The sequence below is a fragment of the Cryobacterium sp. TMB1-7 genome (assembly GCF_004402435.1).
Lineage (GTDB): Bacteria > Actinomycetota > Actinomycetes > Actinomycetales > Microbacteriaceae > Cryobacterium > Cryobacterium zongtaii.
On record NZ_SOFZ01000026.1, the window covers coordinates 87,187 to 102,984 of the forward strand.

The 15,798-nt window shown below is 63.3% G+C and carries 10 protein-coding genes; 4 read left to right on the top strand and 6 right to left on the bottom strand.

Annotated elements, in window-relative coordinates:
* Nucleotides 1-11 precede the first annotated feature (11 nt).
* The 5 genes from E3O60_RS12545 to E3O60_RS12565 form a co-directional block, all read right to left on the bottom strand.
* Nucleotides 12-1,007 (bottom strand): glycosyl hydrolase family 32, encoded by a 996-nt coding sequence (locus tag E3O60_RS12545; protein WP_134498280.1) that lies wholly within the window; start codon nt 1,005-1,007, stop codon nt 12-14.
* A 10-nt stretch (nt 1,008-1,017) separates the two neighbouring features.
* Complete coding sequence (locus E3O60_RS12550) at nt 1,018-1,809, bottom strand: carbohydrate ABC transporter permease (RefSeq protein ID WP_241979923.1); 792 nt, start codon at nt 1,807-1,809, stop codon at nt 1,018-1,020.
* Between the two features lie 176 nt (nt 1,810-1,985).
* Nucleotides 1,986-2,939 carry a carbohydrate ABC transporter permease gene (locus E3O60_RS12555; RefSeq protein ID WP_103430874.1) on the bottom strand — a complete coding sequence of 318 codons (954 nt, stop codon included), beginning with the start codon at nt 2,937-2,939 and terminating at the stop codon, nt 1,986-1,988.
* Between the two features lie 56 nt (nt 2,940-2,995).
* Nucleotides 2,996-4,294, bottom strand: coding sequence for an extracellular solute-binding protein (locus E3O60_RS12560; protein WP_370448649.1), 1,299 nt, complete (start codon nt 4,292-4,294; stop codon nt 2,996-2,998).
* Nucleotides 4,295-4,399: 105 nt separating this feature from the next.
* A complete protein-coding gene (locus E3O60_RS12565) occupies nt 4,400-5,419 on the bottom strand; it encodes a LacI family DNA-binding transcriptional regulator (protein WP_134498286.1) in 1,020 nt (339 codons plus the stop codon).
* 270 nt (nt 5,420-5,689) lie between these two features.
* Here E3O60_RS12565 and E3O60_RS12570 point away from each other — a divergent pair, with 270 nt between their 5' ends.
* Nucleotides 5,690-7,693, top strand: coding sequence for an ATP-dependent endonuclease (locus E3O60_RS12570; protein ID WP_166788994.1), 2,004 nt, complete (start codon nt 5,690-5,692; stop codon nt 7,691-7,693).
* Between the two features lie 529 nt (nt 7,694-8,222).
* Here E3O60_RS12570 and E3O60_RS12575 read toward each other — a convergent pair.
* A complete protein-coding gene (locus E3O60_RS12575; protein WP_134498290.1) occupies nt 8,223-9,701 on the bottom strand; it encodes a toll/interleukin-1 receptor domain-containing protein in 1,479 nt (492 codons plus the stop codon).
* Between the two features lie 153 nt (nt 9,702-9,854).
* On the opposite strand from E3O60_RS12575, the gene E3O60_RS12580 reads away from it, so the two are divergent.
* The 3 genes from E3O60_RS12580 (at nt 9,855) to E3O60_RS12590 (ending at nt 15,762) form a co-directional block, all read left to right on the top strand.
* Entirely contained in the window at nt 9,855-10,388 is a 534-nt protein-coding gene (locus tag E3O60_RS12580; protein ID WP_198415720.1) for an NUDIX hydrolase, read from the top strand.
* Nucleotides 10,389-10,512: 124 nt separating this feature from the next.
* Complete coding sequence (locus E3O60_RS12585; protein WP_088457656.1) at nt 10,513-12,090, top strand: LuxR C-terminal-related transcriptional regulator; 1,578 nt, start codon at nt 10,513-10,515, stop codon at nt 12,088-12,090.
* A 600-nt stretch (nt 12,091-12,690) separates the two neighbouring features.
* Nucleotides 12,691-15,762, top strand: a complete 3,072-nt coding sequence (locus E3O60_RS12590) for a DUF11 domain-containing protein (protein ID WP_166788995.1) — start codon at nt 12,691-12,693, stop codon at nt 15,760-15,762.
* Nucleotides 15,763-15,798 lie beyond the last annotated feature (36 nt).

Consider the following 15,798-nt stretch of genomic DNA (forward strand, 5'->3'; position numbering starts at 1 on the left):
AGCACCGCCGCTCACAACACCGCGGCGGCGAAGGCCGGCGCCTCGGCCGAGTCCAGAACCGGCCGGTGCACAAGCCCCCGCACCGGATCGGCCGTGACCGGGATCGGGTCGCTGAGCGTGCCGACGAACTCGCCGTCGACGATGTTGATGAAGCCGAGCAGCACCCAGCCCCCGTCGGCATCCTGCAGCAGCCGGGCGGCGTAGAGATCGGTGCGGTCGAACAGCACCGAGCCTGTGAAGTCCACCTGCTCCAGCCGCGCATCCACAGCCACGCTGTAGACGCCGCCCACCTCGCCGGCCGCTTGACGCTCGGGGGAGAGCTCGGAGACACCGCAGCAGAACAGCAGGATCGGCACCCCGTCGACGATCTCGAACTGGAACACCTCGAGCTGGCCGAAGCCCTGGCCGGGCTGGCTGAGTGGCGGCTGCACCGTCCAATGGAGCAGGTCGGAGCTGGTGGCGTGGCCGAGCACGCCGCGCACCCGCGGGTCGCCGGATGCGGCACGGGCGGTGATCAGCATCTGCCAGGTGCTCTCGCCGGGGTAGCGGAACACCCACGGGTCGCGCCAGGCCTGGTCGTGCCAGACCGACAGGTCGAGCGTCTCGTAGAACGCCGGGTCGGCCTCCACGAGCGGCTCGGTCGACACCTTGGTCCAGGTGAGCAGATCGGGGGAGGTGGCGGCGCCGACGCGCTGCACCATGGTGTTCTCGGCGCGGGAGGTGCCGGTGTAGAACATCCACCAGAGGCCGTCGTCGGCCTGCACCACGGAGCCGGTCCAGGTGGTGGCGTCGTCGAACGCGGGAGCATCCGAGATGATCAGGGCGTCCTGCACCACGGTCCAATTGGTGAGGTCGGTGCTGACGGCGTGGCCCACGATCGGGTGCCGGTGCCGGCGTTCGGGGTCTCCCAGGGCCTTGCTGGCGTGCAGATAGTAGGCGTGCGTGACACCGTCGACCTGAACGTACCAGGAGTCCCAGATCCACTTATCGGGCAGTTGGAGCGACATGAAAACCGGCCTAACCTTTCACACCGCTGGACGCGATGCTGTTGACGAATGAGCGTTGGAAAGCGATGAACAGGGCCACCACGGGAAGCGTGATCAGCGTGGAGTACGCCATCACCTCGCCCCAGGAGACGTTGAGCTGGAAGAAGTACTGCACGCCCACCATCACCGGGCGCAGCTCCTCGGTTTGCACCACCATCAGCGGCCAGAGGTAGGAGTTCCAGGCGGGCAGGAAGGTGAGGATGGCGACGGTGGCGATCGCGGGGCCGGAGAGCGGCATCACCACCTGCCGGTAGATGCGGAACCAACCGGCGCCGTCCATGCGGGCGGCCTCGTCGAGTTCCTTGGGGATCGATTCGAAGTACTGGTGGAACAAGTAGATCGAGAAGGCGTTGGCCACGAACGGGATGATCTGCACCTGGTAGGTGTCGATCCAGCCCTTGCTGAACATGAAGCCCAGCTCGGTCAGCTCGAACGAGGGCAGCTGGTTCACCCACCACACCAGCGGCAGCGCGAGGGTCTCGAACGGCACGATCAGGGTGGCGATGATCAGGGTGAGGATGACGGTCTTGCCGCGTACCCGCATCCGGCTCAGCGCGAATGCGGCCAGGCTGTTCACCAGGATGCCGGCGACCACGGTGATCGCCGAGATGCCGATCGAGTTGACCAGGAACCGGGCGGCGGGCACCCGGTCGAAGACGGCGGCGTAATTGTCCATCGAGATGTTGCCGATGGGCAGGAACGCGGCGATCGACGAGAGGTCGCCGAAGATCTGCTGGTCGGGCTTCAGCGACGAGACGAACATGAACAGGATCGGGAAGAGGAACAAGACGGCCAGCCCGATCCGGAGGATCCAACCGCCGAGGCCGACCACGCGCTTCTTGCGGGCCGTCTTCTGGCCGAGCACCACGTGCGGGGCGGATGCCGGCGCGACGTCTGCGATGGCCGCTGGTGCTGTAGAGATGTGGGGAATCGCCATGATCAGGCCTTCTCTCTGCTGAGGAAGCGCTGCACGACGGAGATCAGCAGCACGATGACGAAGAACACGAGGGAGATCGCCGAGGCGTAGCCGGTCTCCTGCTGGGCGAAGCCGGATTCGACGGCTTCGTAGACCACCGTGGTGGTGGAGTTGAGCGGGCCGCCCTGGGTCATCACGCTGATCTGGGTGAACAGGCTAAGCGCCTGGATGGTGATGGTCACCAGGATCAGGCTGCGGGTGGCGGACAGGCCCGGCCAGGTGATGTACCTGAACCGCTGCCACGGTGAGACGCCGTCGAGGTCGGCCGCTTCGTAGAGGTCGGCGGGGATGGTCTGCAGCCCGGAGAGCCAGATGATCATGTGGAAGCCCACGCCCTGCCAGACCGACATCAGGATGATTGCCGGCATCGAGGTGGTGGTGTCGTTGAGCCAGTCGGGCCCGGTGACCAGGCCGAAGGTGACCCGGTCGATGATCACGTTGATCAGGCCGTCCTGGCGGTACATGAACAGCCAGAGCAGTGACACGACGACCATGGAGGTGACCACCGGCAGGAAGTACACGGTACGGAAGAACGTGGTGCCGCGCACCTTCTTGTTCACCAGGATCGCCATCACCAGGGCGAGGCCGGCCTGCAGCGGAACGACGACCAGGGCGAAGTAGCCGACGTTGATCAGCGCGCGGAAGAACGCGGCATCCGCGAACAGCCGGACGAAGTTGTCGAGGCCTACGAAGGTGGCCGGGTAGGGCGAGATGAGCCGGGCGTTGGTGAAGGCGAGCCCGAAAGCGAGGATCGCGGGGACGAAGATGAACAGGGCCAGCAGCAGCACCGCAGGCGTGAGCATGGCCAGTCCGGCGAGGTTTTCGGTCTTGCTGGTGCGGTCCCGCTTGGGCCGGCTGGGCCGGGCCGGGCGGCCGGCGGCGGGGGCCGCCGGGGGTCGTTCGATCGTGCTGGTCATGAGAGTCTCCCTGAGCGAGGGCGGGGGCGCAGCGTCAGCCGCGCCCCCGCGGTCGACTACTTCTGCGTGTAACCGCCGTTGGACTTGATGTTGGCGTCGATGGCCGTGACCGCCGCGTCGAGGGTGTCTTGCGGGTCGCCGCCGTTGATGATGTCCTGGGTGGCCTTGGTGAACTCCGTCGCGATGAACGGGTACGCCGGGGTCTCGGGGCGGAGCACCGCGCTCTGGGCGGAGAACTCACGGAAGATGGCGAGGTTGCCGCCCTCTTCGAAGCCGGGCACCAGGGCGGCGGCGGCATCCGTGGCGGGGATGGTGGCGGTGGCCACCGCGACCGCGGCGATGTTCTCGGGGGAGAGCGAGTAGGAGAGGTAGTCCATGGCCGCCTCGGTGTCGGCGCAACCGGTGGTCACACCCCACTGCCAGGAGCCGCCGCCGATCTTGGTGCCTTCGCCGAGGTCGACGGAGGGCATCACGGCCAGGTCGTCGCCGACAGCGGCGGCGTTGTTGGCGGCCGCCCAGCTGCCGCCGTACTGGATGGCGGTGACGTTGTTCTGGAAGTCCAGGGCGGAGTCGGCGCCGCTCTTGGTAGCGATGTAGCCGTCGGTGGCGAGGGACTGGATCCACTCGGCCCACTCGAGGGCTTCGGGGCCGTTGAGCACGCCCTCGGCCGACTGGTACTCGTCACGTTCGATGAGGTCGCCGCCGAAGGACTGCAGCAGCGGGGAGAACGCGTAGGGGTACCACTCGCCCACATCGCCGGTGCCGATGTCGAGCGGGTTGGTCCAGGTGCCGGTGGCCTTGAGCTTCTCCAGAGCGTCACCGAACTCGGCCTGGGTCCACGGCTGGTCGATGGTGGCCTGGCGGATGCCGTTCTCGGCGAGCACCGACTTGCGGGCGAACATCGCCAGCGCCACGTCGTAGTAGCCCACCGAGTAGGTCTCGCCGTTCCAGATGCCCAGGGTGCTGGGCAGGTTCTCGTCCAGATCCACGCTCAGGTCCAGCGGTGTGAGGTACTTGGCCCAGGCCCAGTTGGGCACGTTGGGGCCGTCGATGTCGACGATGCAGGGCAGCTTGCCGGATGCCGCGGCCGCGATGACCGAGTCGTTGTAGGAGGCCTGCGGGAACGCCTGCAGCTTCACCGTGGTCTTGTCCTGGCTCTCGTTGTAGCCGTCGACGATGGCCTGCACCGCGGCGAGCTCTTCGACGTTGCCGCCGTTGTGGGTCCAGACGGTCAGTTCACCGTTGTTGCCATCGGAGCCGCCGCCGGCGGCGCCGCTGGCGCAACCGGCCATCGTGGCAACGAGACTCGTGGCGACTAAACTCGCTACGATCAGGCGCTTCTTTGCGTGTCGCATCTTCATTCCTTCTTATCGGTTGGGTTGGGGGTGTTTCGGCGGAGGCGCCGATCGTCGCGGCCGTTCCAGCGGTCGCGAAGTAGAGGAGGTCGGCTCGTCGCCGCGTTATCGCGGGGGCGGGCCGACTGACTGCCGCTGAACCAGTGGGCAGTGCATGCGAATCTGCTGCGGTGCCGACTCGGCGTCGCCGGCCAGTTCGGCAGCGAGCCGCTCGATGGCCCAGCGGCCCATCTCGTAGTGCGGCAGCGCGATGGAGGTCAGTCCGGGCAGCAGCGCGTCGGCCAGGACCTCGAAGTTGTCGATGCTCACGATGCTCAGGTCGTCTGGGATCGCCAGGCCGGCCAGTTGCGCCGCCTGGTACGCGCCCATGGCGATGCGGTCGTTGAAGCAGAACAACGCGGTGGGCCGGTTGGGATGGGCGAGCATCCGGCTGGCGGCGTCGCGGCCCGGTGCGGTCATCGACTCGCTCACGGTGACGAGGGACTCGTCGAAGGCGATGCCGTGTTCGGTCAGGGCGGCCCGGTACCCGGCCAGGCGGCCGCGGGTGGCGGGGATGTCGTCGACGTTGCCCAGGTAGCCGATGCGACGGTGCCCGGCCTCGATGAGGTGCTCCATGGCGGTGCGGGCGGCGCCTTCCTCGTCGGGCACCACCGAGGACAGGTCGGTGCGGTCGCTGGATGCGTCGAGGAGCACGGTGGGAATCCCGCTCAGTGCCGCCGGCAGCTCCACTGCCTGGTGGTACATGCGGGCGTAGATGATGCCGTCGACGCGGTGCTGCAGCAGTGCTTCGATGCCGAGGTCTTCGACCTTGGAGTTGCGGTTGGAGTTGACGACCATCAGCACCTGGTCGTTGGCGGCGGCGGCCTCCTGAGCGCCGAGCAGAACGTTGCCGGCGTACGGCGTGGTGGAGATCTCGTCGTTGACGAAGCCGATGATCTGCGAGCGCTTGCTGCGGAGTCCGCTGGCGAGCCGGTTGGGTGCGTAGTTGAGGCCCTCGGCCACCGACTTCACGCGTTCCCGGGTCGCGTCGCTGAGTTGTCCGCCGCCGCTGAGCGAGTGCGACACGGTCGTCACGGAGACGCCGGCCGCGGCTGCGACCTCTCGAATACCCACACGCTTGCTCATCGTTGAACCCATTCCCAAAAACGTTTTTGTTGATGTGGGTGAGAGCTTACATAAACGTTTTTGTGGATGTCAAGTATTCATGCGTCGCACCATCGCTCCATTCGTGGTTCGTTAGCAGTCACGTCGGTCGACCTTGTCGCAACCTCGTGGCATTCCTGCATGTCATATCGGCCTAAACCAGGTTGTGAGCTGGCTTTACCCGAAGAGGGGCTGCCTCAATGGTCCTCGATGCGTAGATGATTATTGAGACCATCAATGGGGGATAGGCAATTGAAATTCGAACAACTACATATCCAAAACTTTCGCGCACACTCAGACACAAGACTGCCACTTTCGGATTTTGGCTGTCTAATCGGAGAAAATAATGCGGGGAAATCATCGGTTCTCCACGCTCTGCATTTTGCGCTCAAAGGAGCTCCGCCAAGCAAGCTTGATGTCGCTGACTTCAATGACATCAAGACGCCGATCCGCGTCGAGGTGACCCTTCGGGACATCGGTGCCGATGACCTCGCTCGGATATCCGACGAAGGCAATCGTGCGAGTGTCGCGAACGTAGTGAAGGACGGGCGGCTGACCTTCGCCCGGACAGCTGCACTGGGGGCCAAACCGATCATGCACGTTATGCAGCAAGTGCCGAAGGCCATGGGCTGGTCGCTGGTCGATTTGAATGCCGCTATGAAGGGAAAGTCGGGCAGCGACCTGCGCGCGACGGCCGTTGCGCTCATCCCTGAACTTGATTTTTTGCTCGCCGAGAAGCCGACTCAGGGTTCGATCCGGGAAGAACGCGAAAGACTCATAAGTGCTCTGCCTGAGGAAGATATGGAACTCCGCGAGGGGCCACCACCAACTGGGATCGAGGCCGCCATGCGGTCCTTCCTGCCGGAGGTCATCTACATTGAAGCAGTCAAGGACGCCGCGAGCGAGATGAAGACATCGGATTCAGCCACTTTCGGCAAGCTGCTCAAGATCCTGCTCGACGAAGTGGCTGACCAGTTCGGAGATATTGAACAGGCGTTTGCCGAGGTCCAACGCAAGCTAAGTAGATTCCACACTCCGGATGGCGAAATCAGTGACCTCCGGTTGGAAGAAGTGAAGTTAATCGAATCGACCATCGAACGGTTTGTCCAAGAGAGCTTTCCGGGAGTCAAGCTGAGAATGGATGTTCCCGCCCCCGAGCTACGCACTATTCTGGGCAGCGCTGAATTGCAGATTGATGATGGTCATTTGGGGCCCATCGGAAGCAAGGGCGATGGACTAAAAAGGACTGTTGCCTTCGCAATATTGCGGGCATATACCTCGCTTCGCGAAGGTGGCCTCACGTCGGGGAAGCAATCAGCCAGGCCCCGCCAATGCTACTTGTTGCTTTTCGAAGAGCCTGAACTTTATCTTCACCCGCGTGCTCAAAGGCAGCTGTTCGACGCGCTTGCACTCTTCGCTGTGGACCACCCCGTGATGGTAACCACTCACTCACCCGTGTTTTTCAGTGCCGAGTCTACTTCTACGTTCATAAAGCTGCAGAAGACGCCAAGCACCTCGGACGGTCCAGCAAGTGTGCGACCATTCCCTGTCGATTTCAGAGGCCAACTTTCCGCCAGGGACGCGTTTCAACTTGTGTGTCATGAGAACAACGAGGCAGCTCTATTTGCACGCACTGTTGTCCTCGTTGAGGGTGATAGCGATGTCGTAGTGTTCCCGCATCTTGCTAAACTCCTTGATTCCGCTTGGGACAACGTAGAACAAAACATCGTCTTTATTCGAACGGGCGGAAAGACCAGCATTGGCCGGTACCGAGATTTTTTTGGTCACTTCGACATTGATGTGCATGCCATCGCTGATCTTGATGCTCTTGTAGAGGGATTCAAGAATCTGTCTGAGGACGCGAACCTCAAGTCCCAGCGTGATGAGCTGATGGCACAGGTAAGTCGGCGTCTGGTGCCTACGAGCATCCCCGGAAGGAAACTACGCGACGTGGTGAGCCGAGGCGACGTACGCGGTTTGTGGCAGGACGCGCAAGTTGCTTTCAACGCGTGGAGCGCTTGCCCCAGTGCGGAAACTGCAGCCGTTGTAGAAGAAAGAATGACCGGATTGTTCGAGTGGCCGCGCGGGGGTGAAAAGCTTCTTGCACTTCAAAGTGGCGATTCCAGCATCGACAAGCACCTCGACACTGTGCTTGAAGGCCTGCGAGCACAGCAGGTGCACGTCTTGCGTCGAGGCGACCGGAGTCATACTACGGAGGAGAACATGGCGTGGGGGACAAGGTTCGAGGAGCGGTGACGTTCTGTTCGGAAACGCCATCGCTGGCGGCGTATCGTGCACGGCACGGCGCGGCCGCAGACGCAGTTGAAGAAGAGCTCAGGAAGCTGCTGTCCCCGATTTTCGGCGAGATCGTTTCGTAAGGAAGTCCTACCTCAAGAACTGCAGTCGAAGTGGCGAGCAGGTCTCGGACGTTGATGTCTACGACGTAGGGAGACCCGCTCGCCCACTTGGCTTGGAACTGGCGGGTGACGGCGCACAACGGGTAGTCACACCGGCCGCGTAGATTGAAACCGGTGGGAAGTTGGCACGGGCTCAGAGAACGGTGACGGCGTTCAAGCGGACATGAGTGAAGCTTAATCGTCCCGCGGTTTCTACCGCAACTGTGCCGGAGTCGAGGGATTTCAACGAAGGAGACAGTCGCTGACGTCGCCTTCTACCCGCCTTGCGGGTGCCAAGTCCTTGGGGTAAAGCCTTCCTGGTGGTGCCACCGGCCTGTGGCGGTGCTGCCACCTGAGCACCAAGCTGACCGTTTCTGTGGCAGCGGTAGCTAATACCTTCTGCTGCGTAAGTATTTCGCGTTCTCGCACACGGTCTCGAGCGCGGCCTTCGCTCGTTCGAGGTCCCCTCCGAACATGCCAGCGAGAAGGGGCGTCCACCCCTTGGTGGCACCTGTTAGCTCTGCCAGCAGAACTTGCTCGGGCGGAGTGGTTCCGTACTGATGACGCCAGGTGTACCGCCCGTACCCGCGTTGGCCTCCGTGGAAACGATCGATTGTCAGTCGGGCGTCTTCAGCGATCGCGTCGAAGAGCACTTCAACGCGGTCGAACGCTTGAGCATAGTCGTCGTCGTTTACGAAGCTGCTTTGGAATACCGGTGCTAGCAGCGTGTAGATCCGATCGGATATAGGCGTGTGGAGCGAGCCAATTCTTCGACTCTTGAGCCCGTCAATTAGGTCATCAGATGCCTCGGTGCCGTCCGAGGCTCGGACAAAGAGACTCCCAATCCAGTTTTCGTCCACGACCGCGAACCCTCCGCTCTGCGCGATGAACGGAAGTCGCACCCCTTGAATAGTGATGACGGCGTCTATCGTCGCTGCTCGAAAGTTGTCGAAGTCATTCTTAACCAGGGCGCCAAGGCCGGCAGCGTAGGTGAGGATAAGGGCGGGGTACTGGTGAGAATGACGGTAGAGGTTTATTCCGGAGGTTTGTATCCCCTCTTGTCCTACTACCTTCATCAATTGAGCCAATCCCTGTGCGTGAGATCTTTGGGCGTACATAGCAAGTAACTTGATCTGTTCAAGGGCAGGGGCGACTGCTACCTCGTATTCCGTCATCCTTGCAACCCACGCGCGTATCAGCGGCTTGCCGTCCTCGACGTTTCCCGCGTCGGCGATCGGAAACCGCTCCCGATCCTGCATCTGTCCAACCAGGTTTCTGCCGAGAACGCTGATGTGTTCGTCGTAGTCCATGGTGAGCGAAGGGTTCCGAATCAGGGCCCTCAGCCCTTCGACGTCGTTTCCCTCGGCGCGGCGCGCACCAGCCACAGACTCAAGCACAGCGGGCGAGGGAACGCCGGGCGACGCATCACTTACCCGATGAATGGCCGTAATTAGTCTCGTGAGTTGTGGGACGTACTGAGCACCAAATAGGTCCACCCGGTGGATTGTCTTGTTCAGATGTCGACCGCCACCGAGATCGACCGGAGGAATTTCACACTCGTCGAAACGTGCCGTCATGAGCCAGCTCGTGTCCATGGGCCGCAATCGATACTCCTCGGCGGCGAGCATGAGCTCGGCGTACTGATATGAAACTTCTCGCTTACCTAACGCCGTTGAGAAGCATGCAAGAAACGTGAGAGATCCGTTGTTTATAGCTTCCCGAATCTTAATTTCCCAGTTATCTCCCGGCCAGAGATCCTTCGTGTCTCGCCACACTGTGAAGTCGGCGGACTCGAGAGCCGCTTGTAGTGCATCAACGTGTTCTTTGTCTTCGCGCAGGTATGAAAGGAACACATGTTTGTCTGCCATGTCCTCACCATATCGACCGCACTCGACTACAAGTTGCCGGCGATGCGGGTGCTTACCGGGAGCATTGCGAATTCAATAGGAGGGATATTTTTCCGCGGTACGCATGCCGAGTCGATGAGAGGCGAGCCGTCGCGCATCAACGAGAATGGGCCGATGATTGAAGCCGTCTCGACCCGTGAGGTCTACCGCAACGCCTGGATGACCGTGCGTGAGGACGTGGTGCGCCGGGAGGACGGGTCGACGGGCCTCTACGGCGTGGTGGACCAGCCCGACTCTGCGATCATCGTGCCGTACGCCGACGGCGGCTTTTGGCTGGTTGAACAGTTCCGCTACCCCGCCGGTCGGCGGGCGTGGGAGTTTCCGCAGGGTTCCTGGGGCGCCGAGAAAAGCGGCGGCCAGGAGGACCTTGCCCGCGCTGAGCTTGTGGAGGAGACCGGGATGCACGCCGGCGGCGTTCGCCACCTGGCGTACTTTTACACCGCGTACGGCCACAACAGCCAGGGCTGCGATCTCTATTTGGCTACCGATCTGACGCCAGGGCCGCCGGAGCGAGAGCTCACCGAGCAGGACATGGTGCACCAGTGGTTCAGCGAAGACGACTTTCGGCGCATGATCCGCGATGGCGACATCGTGGATGCGGCGACACTCGCCGCCTACACCTACGTACTGCTCGACCGGCAGGCCTAACCTCCTCCGCATGACTGAGGCTGTTTCGTCCAGCATTTGGCCGATGTAGATCGCGGCACCGACGCCGCAGCCCCCGGCTTCTGGGGGCCCAGGCGAAGGAAAAACCCTCGTACAATGATTCGCTATGGGGGATTCGTCGTTTGAAGAAGAGCTGCGTGCTGCGCTGAGCGAGCAGGCGTGGTCCGCCGCAATCGACTCAGTCGAGACGCACTGGGTAGCTCTCACACAGACGAATCAGGCCCTCCTCTTGGAAGTGATTAATGCGCTCCCGGCCGAGGTTCTTGCCGATAACCCGCGGCTCGTTGCGGCGAAGACCTACGTGAATTACCTGCCGGTGAGCGGCGATCGCCGCCCGCTTCGGTTCCAGCATCGGGTAGCACCCGTTCCCCGTGGCCTGCTCGACATCCTCGTCGACCTCACGAGCCGGAGCGTGTCCGCACGGTTCCAGGGCAACATGGCCGAAGCGGTGGCTTTGGTGCGCGAGGCGCACGGGATGATCGCCGACGTCTCCGACGAAGCGATCGCATCCATCCGACCGGTGCTCCCTGACATTCGGCTGCAATGGGCGATCACTCTCGAACTGGGAGGCGAGCTGATCGATGCGAACCGTGCCTACGAACGCACCTTCGATGAAGCGTTGACCTTCGACAACGAGCGGATCGTCACGGAGGCGGCGGGTTCGTTGGCGCTCAACTACGCGCTCTCCGGCAACCGAGGTGTCGCTGAACAGTGGTTGAGTCGCCAGCCGGGAGCCGGGCGCGAGACTCAAGATGGTCCAGCGGAAGCGTCGGCCGTTGACACTGTATTGACGGCGGGGGCACTCGCGCGCGCCCTTCTGGCCGTAAATGATCTGCGTTTCGAAGATGCGCAAGAGGCACTGGATGCCGCGCCATCGGCCGACATCGACCGGGAGTCTTGGGCGTTCAGGCTCTTTGTCGAATCCGCATTGGCCAGAGCCTCCGGTCAAACTCAGCAGCAGCTCGCCCGCGTCGGCGCGACACTGTCAACTCAGCCAGAGCGCCTGCGTTCGAGCGGCCTGAACGGGTGGCTGTCCACGATGGCGGTCGCTGAGTTGCAATTGGCGCTTGGCGATGTCGGCTCGGCGACTCAGACGATCGCGCAACTCGACGGTGTCACCCTTCCCGCCGCGGTCGATCCGGTGCGCCTCGTTCGTGCGTGGGCTGCTCTCCGGCGGGGAGACGCCCGGGGGGCTCTCGTGCTCGCAACTCCGGGACTGTCCCAGACTCTGATCAGTCCTCGCGTCACCGTCGAACTGTTGGTGCTCGTCGCCGCGGCGAAGCTCGAGCTCGGCCAGATCGAGGAGGCACGGGGGCACTTCGCGGCGGCAATCGACCTCGTGGCCTCTGAGAAACTCGGCATCGTGCTGCTGCGCCTGACCGCTTCCGAACAAGCGACACTGCTTTCCAATCACCGGGCGGCGCTCGAACCGCGCATGCTCCGCGAACTCCACGCTCGTACAAGCGCGGTAACCGCACCCCCGACCGTGCAACTCAGCGAACGCGAACGAGTCGTGTTCCGCCACCTTGTGCAACGGCGAAGCGTCGCGGCGATCGCTGCCGCGGAGCACCTGTCACCCAACACGATCAAGTCCCAATTGAAGTCGATCTATCGAAAACTCGAAGTGAACGACCGAGACGGTGCCATTCGAGTCGCTACGTCGGCACCTCACCTGCTCGCCTGACCACAAACCGTCAACCGCGCCGAGGAAGGCAAGCGCAGCCAAGCCGAATCTCTCGGTTTTGGGCATCGACAGCGCCATGATTCCGAGCTCAGCCGCTGGGGCGACGAGTCGATGAAGGCCACCCCGCCCGGTTCGCAATGGCCGCTTTGCCGCCTGTCGGCACCTGTTCTGGCCTGGGATGCGATAATTGCCGCCTCATCAGCCAGATTGCAGATTCCTGTCCCCCAAGGGGAGGGTGTCCGGCCGCGACGCGCGCCACAGATCGCCTGCCGGGAAAAGGGTGAAGTGGCGGGTGAAATTCGCAGAATCCGAGCTGGTGCGGGCGTGGGAGAGGCGAGCATTGGGCGGCAGTAACCCAGCTGCCGGGCATGGCCGTTCTCCGTATGTGCTGTGCCATCCGATCGACCATGGAGACCCGATCACGTGAGACGACTACGTCCTGATTCATCCGCACGACACAGAAATACGCGACATGTCGCGCGCGGGGCGGTGGCGGCAACCCTCGCCTCGGTGCTGGCGATCAGCGGTGCCTCGGCAGCATTCGCAGTACAGTCCGCAGTGCCTGCGGCCCCGAACCCGGCCATGGCGGCACAGTGCGAAGTGGATTTCGCCATCAGCCTGGACCTGTCCAACTCGGTAACCGACCCGCAGCTTCAGCAGGCACGAGAAGAGCTCGCCGAGCTCGCGAACGCGCTCGAGGGCTACCCGGTTCGCTTTGCGGTCAGCAACTTCGCGTCGAACGCGCCGGCCACCAACGGTGGAGCCAACGCGCCGCTGCCGTTGACGTCGGTGGCCGACGCCGCCGGCGTCGACGCGATCGTGTCGTACGTCAACGGCCTGCAGCGTCCGGTTCCCGCCCAGGGCGGCACGAACTGGGACCGCGGTCTCGCAGCCATTGCCGGGTCGACCGAGAACTACGACGCGCTCTTCTTCCTCACCGACGGCAATCCCACCCAGTATGCCGACCCTGTCCAGGGCCCGGGAAACAGCACCAATCAGGCGACCATCGACGCTGCTGTCAGCAGCGCAAACGTGGTCAAGGGCGAGGGCACCCGGATCGTTCCAATCGGTGTGAACGACAACATCGCGGGCGGTCAGCTGGCGATGTTCCGTGAGCACATTACTCAGATCTCCGGACCGGCCGAGGGCGACGACTACCACCTTGCCGGATTCGCTGCGCTGGCGAGCACTCTCATCGGCATCGTGAACACGAACTGTGCGTCGATCGATCTGGAGAAGACCGGAACCCTCGCGGACGGCGCGACCGGAACGGCCGGCGACGTCGTGGACTATGAGTTCACCGTCACCAATACGGGGACCGTTGCCCTCACCGACGTCACGCTCGCCGACCCGAAGCCGGGCCTGTCTTCCATCGAGTTCGGTATCTGGCCCGGCGCTCCGGGCGTTCTTGAACCGACACAATCGGTGACCGCGACCGCGAGTTACACCCTTACAGAAGCCGATGTCACGGCCGGAGAAGTGTCGAATACTGCGACGACCTCGGGCATCCCACCGGCCGGAACGGCCGTGACCGATGAGGCTCCGGCCCTCGTCACTTTGCCTGAACTCACTCCGGGAATCTCCCTGGAGAAGACTGGTGTGCTGGCTGGCGACACGATCGCCTACTCGTTCACTGCGACGAACACCGGCAACGTGACGTTGACTGCGGTGTCGATCGCCGACGAGCTCGAGGGCGTGTCGGAGATTTCTTACGGCGCGTGGCCGGCCGCGACGGGTGTTCTTGCCCCGGGCCAGTCGGTGACCGCAACTGCTTCGTATGCGATCACTCAGGCCGACCGTGATGCGGGCACCGTGGCCAACACCGCCACCACCACGGGAACGCCGCCGAGCGGTCCGCCCGTTTCTGACGAGGACGACTTCGACCAGCCTCTGGCTGGTGCACCTGCGCTGAATCTGGTGAAGACCGGTGTGCTCGCTGGCGACACGATCGCCTACTCGTTCACTGCGACGAATACCGGCAATGTGACGTTGTCGGCGGTGACAATTGCGGATGAGCTCGATGGACTCTCGGAGATCTCGTATGGCACGTGGCCGGCCGCGACGGGCGTTCTTGCCCCGGGCCAGTCGGTGACCGCAACTGCTTCATACCTGGTGACCCAAGCCGACCGTGATGCGGGCACCGTGGACAACACCGCGACGACGACGGGAACACCGCCGAGCGGTCCGCCGGTTTCTGATGAGGACGATTTCGACCAGCCTCTGGACGGCACACCTGCGCTGAATCTGGTGAAGACCGGTGTGCTGGATGGAAACACGATCGCCTACTCGTTCACTGCGACGAACACCGGCAGCGTGACGCTGTCCTCGGTGACAATTGCTGATGAGCTCGAGGGACTCTCGGAGATCTCGTATGGGACGTGGCCGGCCGCGAAGGGCGTTCTTGCCCCGGGCCAGTCGGTGACCGCAACTGCTTCGTATGCGATCACCCAGGCTGACCGTGATGCGGGCACCGTGGCCAACACCGCGACGACGACGGGAACACCGCCGAGCGGCCCGCCGGTTTCTGATGAGGACGACTTCGACCAGCCCCTGGACGGCACACCTGCGCTGAATCTGGTGAAGACCGGTGTGCTGGATGGAAACACGATCGCCTACTCGTTCACTGCGACGAACACGGGCGACGTGACGCTGACGGCGGTGTCGATCGCTGACGAGCTCAAGGGCCTGTCGGAGCTTCAGTACGGTGAGTGGCCGGCCGTGACGGGCGTACTTGCCCCGGGCCAGTCGGTTACCGCAACGGCGACGTATGCGGTGACTCAGGCGGATCGTGATGCCGGCACCGTGCACAACACGGCGACGACCACGGGAACCCCGCCCGGTGGCGGCATCGTCACCGACGAGGACGAGTTCGACCAGCCCCTCGGCGGGACTCCGTCGGTGTCACTGGTCAAGACTGGTGTGCTGAGTGGAAACACGATTGCCTACACGTTTGTCGCGACGAACTCGGGCACCGTCACCCTGAGCTCGGTATCCATCGAAGACGCCCTCGACGGGCTGTCGGATGTGTCGTACGGCGCCTGGCCGGCTGGCGCCGGTGTGCTTGCACCAGGGCAGTCGGTGACGGCCACGGCCAGCTACACCCTGACGCAGGCAGACCTTGACGCTGGCCTCGTGTCCAACACGGCCACTGTGACGGGAACGCCGCCGCATGGGCCGGTGGTCTCCGACAAGGACACGTTCGAGCTGCCGCTCGTCGACGGCCCGGCGATCTCGTTGGTGAAGACCGGTGTGGTTCACGGTGACACGATCACCTTCACCTTCGTCGTGACCAATACGGGCAACGTGTCGCTGACATCCGTCTCGATCGCTGATGAACTGCGCGGCCTGTCGGCGATCACATACGGTGCGTGGCCGAACGCCCAGGGTGAGCTTGCTCCGGGTGCGTCCGTGACGGCGACCGCTACCTACGCCGTTACGGATGCGGACAAGTCGGCGGGCTTCGTGAGCAACAAGGCGAGCGTCACCGCGACGCCTCCCACGGGGCCGGAGATCACCGACCGTGACGACGTGAGAGTGACCCTGAAGTCGGTGGGTGCACTCGCGCACACCGGGGTGGACTCCGACCTTCTGCGCGGGGCTGCACTCTTCAGCCTGTTGACCATACTTGTCGGTGCCGCCGCCATGTTCATGGTGCGTCGCAAGCACACCTAATCTGACGACACAGAAGCGCCCCCGCAGCCAGCTCCC

Excerpts from the sequence above, each read along its gene's own strand:
- E3O60_RS12545 (WP_134498280.1), bottom strand. The coding sequence starts at position 1,007 with ATGTCGCTCCAACTGCCCGATAAGTGGATCTGGGACTCCTGGTACGTT.
- E3O60_RS12585 (WP_088457656.1), top strand. The coding sequence starts at position 10,513 with ATGGGGGATTCGTCGTTTGAAGAAGAGCTGCGTGCTGCGCTGAGCGAG.
- E3O60_RS12560 (WP_370448649.1), bottom strand. The coding sequence starts at position 4,294 with ATGCGACACGCAAAGAAGCGCCTGATCGTAGCGAGTTTAGTCGCCACG.
- E3O60_RS12565 (WP_134498286.1), bottom strand. The coding sequence starts at position 5,419 with ATGAGCAAGCGTGTGGGTATTCGAGAGGTCGCAGCCGCGGCCGGCGTC.
- E3O60_RS12575 (WP_134498290.1), bottom strand. The coding sequence starts at position 9,701 with ATGGCAGACAAACATGTGTTCCTTTCATACCTGCGCGAAGACAAAGAA.
- E3O60_RS12555 (WP_103430874.1), bottom strand. The coding sequence starts at position 2,939 with ATGACCAGCACGATCGAACGACCCCCGGCGGCCCCCGCCGCCGGCCGC.
- E3O60_RS12580 (WP_198415720.1), top strand. The coding sequence starts at position 9,855 with ATGATTGAAGCCGTCTCGACCCGTGAGGTCTACCGCAACGCCTGGATG.
- E3O60_RS12550 (WP_241979923.1), bottom strand. The coding sequence starts at position 1,809 with ATGTTCGTCTCGTCGCTGAAGCCCGACCAGCAGATCTTCGGCGACCTC.